This window comes from Streptomyces acidicola, from assembly GCF_009377235.1.
Lineage (GTDB): Bacteria > Actinomycetota > Actinomycetes > Streptomycetales > Streptomycetaceae > Streptomyces > Streptomyces acidicola.
Genome location: NZ_VMNX01000006.1, coordinates 105,483 through 114,169 on the forward strand (window position 1 = coordinate 105,483; position 8,687 = coordinate 114,169).

Annotated in this window: 11 protein-coding genes and 1 riboswitch; of the genes, 7 read left to right on the plus strand and 4 right to left on the minus strand. The window is 70.2% G+C overall.

Annotation, left to right across the window (positions count from 1 at the left end):
- The first annotated feature begins 214 nt into the window (after nucleotides 1–214).
- Nucleotides 215–673 carry an ATP-binding protein gene (locus FPZ41_RS04310; RefSeq protein WP_152859233.1) on the plus strand — a complete coding sequence of 153 codons (459 nt, stop codon included), beginning with the start codon at nucleotides 215–217 and terminating at the stop codon, nucleotides 671–673.
- A gap of 310 nt (nucleotides 674–983) precedes the next feature.
- Here FPZ41_RS04310 and FPZ41_RS04315 read toward each other — a convergent pair whose 3' ends face one another.
- The 3 genes from FPZ41_RS04315 to FPZ41_RS04325 all read right to left on the minus strand — a co-directional run bounded on the left by FPZ41_RS04315 (nucleotide 984) and on the right by FPZ41_RS04325 (nucleotide 2,951).
- The gene (locus tag FPZ41_RS04315) at nucleotides 984–1,457 is read right to left on the minus strand and encodes a C40 family peptidase (protein WP_131563791.1); all 474 of its coding nucleotides are present in this window, start codon (nucleotides 1,455–1,457) and stop codon (nucleotides 984–986) included.
- A gap of 3 nt (nucleotides 1,458–1,460) precedes the next feature.
- A riboswitch (cyclic di-AMP (ydaO/yuaA leader) is annotated at nucleotides 1,461–1,663 on the minus strand.
- 336 nt (nucleotides 1,664–1,999) lie between these two features.
- On the minus strand, nucleotides 2,000–2,308 hold the full coding sequence (locus tag FPZ41_RS04320; protein WP_152859235.1) for a hypothetical protein: 309 nt from the start codon (nucleotides 2,306–2,308) through the stop codon (nucleotides 2,000–2,002).
- Nucleotides 2,309–2,315: 7 nt separating this feature from the next.
- Entirely contained in the window at nucleotides 2,316–2,951 is a 636-nt protein-coding gene (locus FPZ41_RS04325; protein ID WP_152859237.1) for an ATP-dependent Clp protease proteolytic subunit, read from the minus strand.
- Between the two features lie 348 nt (nucleotides 2,952–3,299).
- On the opposite strand from FPZ41_RS04325, the gene FPZ41_RS04335 reads away from it, so the two are divergent.
- Nucleotides 3,300–3,575, plus strand: a complete 276-nt coding sequence (locus FPZ41_RS04335) for a type II toxin-antitoxin system Phd/YefM family antitoxin (RefSeq protein WP_152859241.1) — start codon at nucleotides 3,300–3,302, stop codon at nucleotides 3,573–3,575.
- A 152-nt stretch (nucleotides 3,576–3,727) separates the two neighbouring features.
- On the opposite strand, the gene FPZ41_RS04340 is transcribed toward FPZ41_RS04335, so the two are convergent.
- Complete coding sequence (locus tag FPZ41_RS04340; protein WP_152859243.1) at nucleotides 3,728–4,753, minus strand: ABC transporter permease; 1,026 nt, start codon at nucleotides 4,751–4,753, stop codon at nucleotides 3,728–3,730.
- Nucleotides 4,754–4,888: 135 nt separating this feature from the next.
- On the opposite strand from FPZ41_RS04340, the gene FPZ41_RS04345 reads away from it, so the two are divergent.
- The 5 genes from FPZ41_RS04345 to FPZ41_RS04365 all read left to right on the plus strand — a co-directional run bounded on the left by FPZ41_RS04345 (nucleotide 4,889) and on the right by FPZ41_RS04365 (nucleotide 8,684).
- Nucleotides 4,889–5,563: a TetR/AcrR family transcriptional regulator gene (locus FPZ41_RS04345; protein WP_322619810.1), complete on the plus strand. Its 675-nt coding sequence runs from the start codon at nucleotides 4,889–4,891 to the stop codon at nucleotides 5,561–5,563.
- 89 nt (nucleotides 5,564–5,652) lie between these two features.
- Entirely contained in the window at nucleotides 5,653–5,955 is a 303-nt protein-coding gene (locus FPZ41_RS04350; RefSeq protein ID WP_010355509.1) for an urease subunit gamma, read from the plus strand.
- Nucleotides 5,956–5,972: 17 nt separating this feature from the next.
- Nucleotides 5,973–6,284: an urease subunit beta gene (locus FPZ41_RS04355; protein ID WP_152859247.1), complete on the plus strand. Its 312-nt coding sequence runs from the start codon at nucleotides 5,973–5,975 to the stop codon at nucleotides 6,282–6,284.
- Entirely contained in the window at nucleotides 6,277–7,998 is a 1,722-nt protein-coding gene (locus tag FPZ41_RS04360) for an urease subunit alpha (protein ID WP_152859249.1), read from the plus strand. Before FPZ41_RS04355 ends, FPZ41_RS04360 begins: the two co-directional genes overlap by 8 nt.
- Nucleotides 7,999–8,009: 11 nt before the next feature.
- On the plus strand, nucleotides 8,010–8,684 hold the full coding sequence (locus FPZ41_RS04365; RefSeq protein ID WP_152859251.1) for an urease accessory protein UreF: 675 nt from the start codon (nucleotides 8,010–8,012) through the stop codon (nucleotides 8,682–8,684).
- The last annotated feature ends 3 nt before the right edge of the window (nucleotides 8,685–8,687 follow it).

Genomic DNA, 8,687 nt, shown 5'->3' on the forward strand with positions numbered 1-8,687 from the left:
GACGGTAGAGGATGGACCGAAAGGCCCACCCAAATACGGTCGGTCGTCGGATAGTTCACCGCTTCGAGCGACAGATATATGCATATCTTGGTGGATCGGCACCGTGACGGCCCTGGTTGATGGCAATCTGGCGCGAAGCACCAGTCCGGGACCGTACTCGAATCCACTCGCTCCGTGTCGGACTCCGGTCCCCTGGGAAAGGGACGACGTCGCCATGGCAGACCACCAGGAAGCATCCGTCACTCTGCCGAGCGATCCGGCCTCGGTCTCCGCGGCTCGAAAATACGTCGCCACCGTGCTGGCCGAATGGGGCCTGCCGAGCGACACCGAAGTCGCGGACACCGTACGGCTGATCGTGTCCGAACTCGCCACCAATGCCGTCCAGCACACGTTCGGGCAGTCGCCCACCTTCACCGTGGACATGGCACTCGACCGTGACGAGCAGTTGCGGATCGGCGTCACCGACAGCCATCCGCGCTTTCCGAAACGTTTGCCCGCGGCCGTCCAGCAGGACAACGGCCGGGGCATGGTCATCATCCGCTGGCTGGCGGCCGAGTGCGGCGGCAGACTCAGCGTCAGACCCACGCGGGAAGGAGGCAAGACGGTGTCCATCGAGTTGCCCTGGACGATCCCCGTACAACCGGTCACTACCGGGGGACAGCAAGAACCCTGAGTTGACGCGGAGAGCGTCGAGTGGCGCCCGGGTGCGGCTGCCGTCGGGTCAGGGCGGCGGCTTCAGCGTTGGTGCGCGGCCGGCATCGCGGGCCGGGCCCTGAGGGGCGGCGGCTGCGGGGTGAACGCCGGGGTCAGCAGGAAGGTGAAGAGGACCTGCACCCGGCCTGGGTGACGAGGACCTGCACCTGGCCTGGGTGAGGTTGCACTGAGGACCGTGTCATGCGCCGCGAGGCGGCCCAGCAGCCACGTCGCGGGCCGGGGCCCCGAGGGGCGGCGGCTGCCCTCACGGCCGCCGCCCCTCGGGCGGGTCAGCGGACCCGGCCGTACCAGACGCTCTTCGTCCAGATCCTCTCCAGTTTCACGACCTCCCCGGTCTTCGGGGAGTGCCAGATCTTGCCCTTACCGGCGTAGATGCCGACGTGGTAGACGTACGAGCCCGAGTGGAAGAAGACGAGGTCCCCGGCCTTGCGGCTCTTGGCGGAGATGTGCTTCGTCTTGTTGTACTGCGCCGCGGCCGTACGGGGGAGCTTCTTGCCCGCCTTCTTGAACGAGTACAGCGTCAGACCGGAGCAGTCGAATCGCTTCGGGCCCACGGCGCCCCACTTGTAGGGCGAGCCCTTCTTGGAGGCCGCGACCTTGAGCGCCTTCGACGCCAGTGAGGCCGCCTCGGCCTCCGACGCGGCGCCAGGGACCGCGATGCTGCCGCCCACTGCGGCGATGGTGAGAGCCGAGGCCGTGCCGGCCCGGGCCATGAGCGACGGGACACGATTGAGCGCAGTCATGCGCAACCCTTCGTCAGCCGCCTGTGAAGGATGACCTGTCGGATTCGGGCTGGCGAAGTTGCCCGGCCGCGTTGCCGCGGCTTCACCCCAAGGACTGCTCGGAACTGACGCTCCGGCGGCCCGTCGTGCTCGGGTCCTCCACTCCTGCCGATCCACTCCTGTCGACCGGTCATCCGGGCGGCGGCAGGATTCGGCGTCCGCCCGGACCGCCCCGCCGCTGCGGCGGGGACTTGTCGTCAGATACGGATCTTGGCGCACGAATGTTGGAAGCAGCGAACGGAATCGGCTGTTTGTGGGGTTGGTCACCACTCACCCGTTCGGGTGGACAGCCCTTCGCATGCCCGGAAGTCAAGGAGCCCGATGAGCCTCCGACCAGCGATGAAACAGTGGATTCCGCCGTTGCGGTACGCGTGTCGCGCAACTCGCCTGGGCCCGCGGCGGGAGCGAAGACTGCCCGTTCGCAGGTACGTCGTCTGGTCCGTTCGAGGTCCGGGTCGGACGCCTCGTCAGTTCGGCACGCGACCCGGGCCCGTGTCGTCGCGTCAACTCTCCGATCCGGGAGGCAGCGCGACGCGTGCCGCACGGCGCTCTCCGTCAAGGACCCGCAGGGCCCTCGCGAGAGTCGATGCGTGCACCACGCTCTCACCCCGGGTGTGCATCAGTTCCAGTGCGCTGCGCAGGGCGGTCGCCTTGGCGACCAGGGCCTGGGCCGCCCTCAGTCCGCCATAGGTGTCACCGGGTCGAGCCGGGTTGATCCGGCCGAGCAGGTCGACCACGTCGAGGTAACGGTCGATCAACTCGGCCTCGGCGCGGGTCAGCGCGGGCAGCGGCGGCAGTTCGGGTGGGAGCATCGACGGCTCACCTCGCACCGGGCAGGGTGCGAGAGGTCTTCCGGCTCGGGATGATCCGGTCCACCAGGCCGTACTCCATGGCCGCCTCGGCGTCCAGGATCTTGTCCCGCTCGATGTCGTCGCGCACCCGCTCCGCGCTCTGGCCGGTGTGCCGGGCGAGCATCTCCTCCAGCATCCGGCGGCTGCGCATCAGTTCGTCGGCCTGGATGGCCAGGTCGGTGGCCTGCCCCTCCACCGGCTCGGGCAGCGAGGGCTGGTGGATGAGCACGCGGGCGCCCGGCAGCGCGGACCGCTTGCCCGGGGTGCCGCCGGCCAGCAGTACCGCGGCGGCCGACGCCGCCTGGCCCAGGCAGACGGTCTCCACATCGCAGGTGACGAACTGGATCGTGTCGTAGATGGCCGTCATCGCACTGAACGAGCCGCCCGGCGAGTTGATGTAGAGCGAGATGTCCCGTTCTGGCTCGGCGTGCTCGAGGTACATGAACTGCGCCATCACGTCGTTCGCGGCCGTGTCGTCGATCGCCGTCCCGAGGAACACGATCCGCTCCTCCAGCAGCTTCGAGTACGGATCCATCGTCCGGTGGCCCGCGGTCGTGCGTTCGGTGAACTCCGGCAGGACATGTCGGGCGGTCGGTCGGGTCATGGGGTACCCCTCCTCACGGCGGTCTCTGTAAGAAATGTACAGGACGTACGTTGCTGCTCTCCACCCTCTTCGCCTTGGCTCCGCTGCCGTGAGTGTTCGATCGACTGCCGACTGCCGACTGCCGACTGCCGACTGCCGACTGCCGACTGCCGACTGCCGACTGCCGACTGCCGACTGCCGACTGCCGACTGCCGACTGCCGACTGCCGGCTGATGGCCGTGCCCCCATCCCCCTGCCTGGTCGAGGCCGCGGGCCGCGATCCGGAGCGTGCTCGCCAAAGCGGCTCTGACCTGGGTCTTCGCCGCCCTTCCCCGGTCATGCCACGCGGACGCCCCCTAAGCTGGGGACATGGCCTACGAGATTCCGGTGACGCAAGCCAGGGCTGAACTCGCCGACCTGATCAACCGCGTCGTGTACGGCGGCGAGCGCGTCGTCGTGACGCGGCACGGGAAGCCCCTCGTCGCCCTGGTCTCCGCAGCCGATCTGGAGCGGCTGGAGGAGTCGGCCTCGACGGAGGAGCCTGTGATCACCTCGGTCTCCGGTGTCCGGGACGTCGCGTCGGCCCCACAAGAACGCCAGCGGTTCGGGATCACGGCGGAGCATCGCGGGACCGGCGCTTCCTGACGCGACCAGCGTTTCCTTACGGGGGCAGCGCTTCCTGGCGGGACCAGCGTTTCCTGACACGGGCAGTGCTACGAGAAAGACCGTCCGCCCCGTCCGCTACTGCGGGGGCGCACGGTCGGTCTGGTGCTGGTTCCCGGCCCCGGCCGCCAGGCTCACCCGGCCAGGGCGGGTGCCCGTCTCGTGGCCGGGGCGCCGGGCTTGCGGCGTCGTGTGAGCGCGCTGCCGAGCAGTACCGCACCCAGGCCGAGCGCCGCCCACCAGGTGAGGGTCAGTGCGGGACCGGTCGCCGCGGCGCCGTCGAAGAACGACACCGAGCGCAGCAGCGACGCACTCGCGCCCGGCGGCAGCCACTGGCCGATCGTCCCGGCCGGCTCGGGCAGCAGCTCCGGCGCCGAGGACGCGCCCGCGAAGGGGTTTCCGAGTAGAACCACCAGCAGCCCGCCCAACCCCATCCCGGCCGGTCCCGTCAGCGCGGCGAGCCCGGCTACGGCGGCGCCCACGGCCAGCGCCGTCAAGCTGAGCACACCGGCCTCGGTCCACCAGTTCCCCTCCAGGACGCCCAGCCAGCTGTGAGTGATCGCGGTGGCGACCATGCCGACCAGTGCGGCGGCCCCGAGCAGCGCTCCGGCCGCGCGCGTCCCGTGCAGTCCGAGCAGGGTGACCACGGCCCCGGAGGCGACGCCGGCCAGCGCCAGTGGCAGCACGCTCGCGGCGAAGGCCGAGCCGCGGGGATCGCCGGCGGAGGTGGGCACGACGTCAACCGTCGTGGGCTTGGTGCCTTGGGGCGTCTGCTCGGCCACCGCCTGCTGCAGCATCTGGGCTACGGACGGGCTTGCGGCCGACGCCGTGAGCAGTTTGGGTCCCTCGGCGGTGACGACCACCGCACCGTATACGGTCCGGTCCTCGATGGCGTCCCGGGCGGAGGCCTCGTCGGCGTAGCGGTGGATCTCGAAGGCGCCGTCGCGCTGTTCCAGCTGCCGCTGGACCGGGGCGGTGGCGGTCGCAGGACCCGCCACACCGAGCGGCAGGTCGCGGGGTGCGATACGGGCGGCCGGCCAGGCGAAGGCCCAGAGCGCCAGCGCCACGAGGACGGGGGCCAGTCCGATGACCGCGATCAGCCGGCGGTTTTGCTGCTGGGCGGGTGATTCGGGCCGGGGTGGTGGAGTAGGGGTGGGCATGGCATTCCTCGGTTCGGGTTGGCGGATCTCGACTTGGGGCCGCACTAAAAAGAAGGATCGTTCGTTTTCTTTGGTCACCATCCTCCCGGTGCCCTGGCTTGTCAAGAAAGGAACGTTCGTTTTACGTTGGGCGGTGTGCCCCGCGTATCCCAGGAACGCCTCGACGCCCGCCGCCGCCAAATTCTCGAAGCCGCGGCCCGCTGCTTCGCCCGCAACGGGTTCCATGCCACGTCGATGCAGGACGTGCTGAAGGAGGCCGGCCTCTCCGCCGGTGCCGTCTACCGGTACTTCGCGGGCAAGGAAGAGTTGATCGCCGCGGTCGTAAACGAGGTACTTGAGGAGATCCGCAGCGCCTTCGAGGAGGCAGCCCGCACCAGCCCGCCGCCACCCCCGGACGTCCTCATCGGGACGGTTCTGCGCAGACTGCTCGGTGCGAAGTCGGCGCAGGGTGGGGAATGGACCTCCCTCTCCCCCCGGCTGATGATCCAGGTGTGGGCCGAGACGCTGCGTGACCCCGCGTTGGCGGCCGTCCTGCGGCAGGGATTCGAGACGGTCCGCGTGCTGTGGGTGAAGATCGTCGAGGGCTACCAGGACGCCGGCATGATGCGGGCCGACATCCCCGCCCTCAGCGTCGCGCGGACCATGGTCGCGCTGGTCCAGGGTTTCGCCGCGCAGTACGCCCTCTTCGGCGATGTGCCGGTGCAGGCGGTGGAGCTGGGGCTGGAGGCGCTGATGAGCATGGGGGACCGGGACGCGCGGAGCTGGGCGGGCCGAGGGACGGTTAACCTCGCTGAAACGCCGCCCAATTAGCCTGCGCGCACGCCACCAGCGCCTTCTCCCGGTGGCCGCGGCAGCCGGACCCCGCACGGTCCGGAGCGAGGACTGTGAGGTGGGACGCCGTGCAACTGACGCCGCACGAGCAAGAGAGGCTGCTGATTCACGTGGCGGCCGATGTCGCCGAGAAGCGCCGGGCCCGCGGCCTGAAGCTGAACCACCCCGAGGCGGTCGCGCTCATCACGTCGCACATCCTCGAAGGCGCCCGCGACGGCCGTACCGTGGCCGAACTCATGGCGTCCGGGCGGAAGCTGCTCACCCGGGACGACGTCATGGAGGGCATCCCCGAGATGATCCATGACGTCCAGGTCGAGGCGACCTTCCCGGACGGCACCAAGCTCGTCACCGTTCACGACCCGATCGTCTGACGGGGGAGGGGCCGCGCATGATTCCCGGAGAGATCCTGTTCGACGACGGGCCGATCGTCTACAACGAGGGCCGCGACGTCACCCGGCTCACCGTCCTCAACGCCGCCGACCGCCCCGTCCAGGTCGGCTCCCACTATCACTTCGCCGAGGCCAACCCCGGCCTGGAGTTCGACCGCGAGGCCGCCCGTGGCAGACGGCTGAACGTCGCCGCGGGCACCGCCGTCCGCTTCGAACCCGGAATCCCCGTCGACGTCGAACTCGTCCCGCTCACCGGTGCCCGTATCGTGCCCGGACTGCGCGGTGAGACCGGAGGTGCCCTCGATGCCTGAGATCTCCCGTGCGGCATACGCCGACCTCTTCGGGCCCACGACCGGTGACCGCATCCGGCTCGCCGACACCGATCTGCTGATCGAGATCGAGGAGGACCGCAGCGGCGGACCAGGACTTGCCGGTGACGAAGCCGTGTTCGGCGGCGGCAAGGTCATCCGCGAATCCATGGGCCAGTCGCGCGCCACGCGTGCGGACGGCACCCCGGACACCGTCATCACCGGGGTCGTCATCGTCGATCACTGGGGCATCGTCAAGGCCGACGTCGGCATCCGTGACGGCCGGATCACGGGCATCGGCAAGGCCGGCAACCCCGACACCATGGACGGGGTGCACCCGGACCTGGTGATCGGCCCGGAAACCGAGGTCATCGCGGGCAACGGCCGCATCCTGACGGCCGGCGCCATCGACGCCCACGTCCACTTCATCTGCCCCCAGATCGCCGACGAGGCACTGTCGGCGGGCATCACGACGCTGGTCGGCGGCGGTACCGGTCCGGCCGAGGGGTCCAAGGCCACCACCGTCACGCCCGGCCCCTGGCACCTCGCACGGATGCTGGAGGCGATGGAGCAGTACCCGCTCAACATGGGGTTCCTCGGCAAGGGCAACACCGTGTCGCACGAGGCGATGCTCTCGCAGATCCGCGGCGGTGCTCTGGGGCTGAAGCTGCACGAGGACTGGGGGTCGACCCCGGCGGTGATCGACGCGTCCCTGACCGTGGCCGACCAGACCGGCATCCAGGTCGCCATCCACACGGACACGCTGAACGAGGCCGGGTTCGTCGGGGACACGCTCGCCGCCATCGCCGGGCGCGGCATCCACGCGTACCACACGGAGGGCGCGGGCGGCGGACACGCGCCCGACATCATGACCGTGGTCTCCGAGCCGTACGTACTGCCGAGCTCCACCAACCCGACCCGGCCGTACACCGTCAACACCGCCGAGGAACATCTCGACATGCTGATGGTGTGCCACCACCTCAACCCGGCGGTGCCCGAGGACCTCGCCTTCGCCGAGTCCCGGATCCGGCCGTCCACGATCGGGGCCGAGGACATACTCCACGACCTGGGCGCCATCTCGATCATCTCGTCCGACTCCCAGGCCATGGGACGCGTCGGTGAGGTGATTCTGCGGACCTGGCAGACCGCCCATGTGATGAAGGGGCGGCGGGGCGCGCTACCCGGTGACGGGCGTGCGGACAACCGTCGTGTGCGTCGCTATGTCGCCAAGTACACGATCAACCCCGCGCTCGCGCAGGGACTCGCCCGCGAGATCGGCTCCGTCGAGACCGGCAAGCTCGCCGACCTGGTGCTGTGGGAGCCCGCGTTCTTCGGGGTCAAGCCGCATCTCGTCATCAAGGGCGGCCAGATCGCGTACGCGCAGATGGGCGACGCGAACGCCTCGATCCCCACGCCGCAACCGGTCCTTCCGCGACCGATGTACGGGGCGATCGGGCGGGCGCCCGCCGCCAACTCGTTCAACTTCGTGGCACCGCTCGCCATCGAGGACGGGCTGCCGGAGCGGCTCTCCCTCGGGAAGCGGTTCGTCGCGATCGAGTCGACGCGCGGGGTCACCAAGGCCGACATGCGGGAGAACGACGCGCGGCCCGAGGTGCGTGTGGACCCCGACAGCTTCGCCGTGCACATCGACGGGGAGCTGGTGGAGGCCGCTCCCGCCGCCGAACTGCCCATGGCCCAGCGGTACTTCCTCTTCTGAGCGAGGCGTCGATGACACGGGCGGCACTACTTGTCCTGGCCGACGGCCGCTTTCCCGCCGGGGGCCACGCGCACTCCGGCGGTGCCGAGGCGGCCGTGAAGGCCGGGCGGATCACCGGGGCGGCGCAGCTGGAGGAGTTCTGCCGGGGACGGCTGCACACCGCCGGGCTGGTGTCGGCGGGGCTTGCCGCGGCGGCCGCGCTCGGGGCCGATCCCGTGGAGCTGGACGGCGCCGCGGATGCCCGTACGCCGTCTGCCGCTCTGCGGGTCGCCGCGCGGAAGCTGGGGCGGCAGCTGATGCGGGCGGCTCGGGCCACGTGGCCCTCCGGGGAACTCGATGCGCTGGCACGCGAGTTTCCGAAGGGGGCGCATCAGCCGGTGGTGCTCGGGCTGGCGGCGCGGGCCGCGGGGCTGGGAGCGGAGGACGCGGCGTACTGCTCCGTGTACGAGTGCGTGAGTGGGCCGGCCACCGCGACGGTGCGGTTGCTGAGCCTTGATCCGTTCGATGCGACGGGGGTGTTGGCTCGGTTGGCGCCCGAGATGGACCTGGTGGTGCGGCGGGCGGTGGAGGCGGGGCGGAGGGTCCTCGACGAAGGGCTTGATGCCTTGCCTGCGGGGTCGGCCCCCTTGCTGGAGATCAGTGCGGAGGTTCATGCGGGGTGGCCTGTGCGGTTGTTCGCGTCCTAGAGG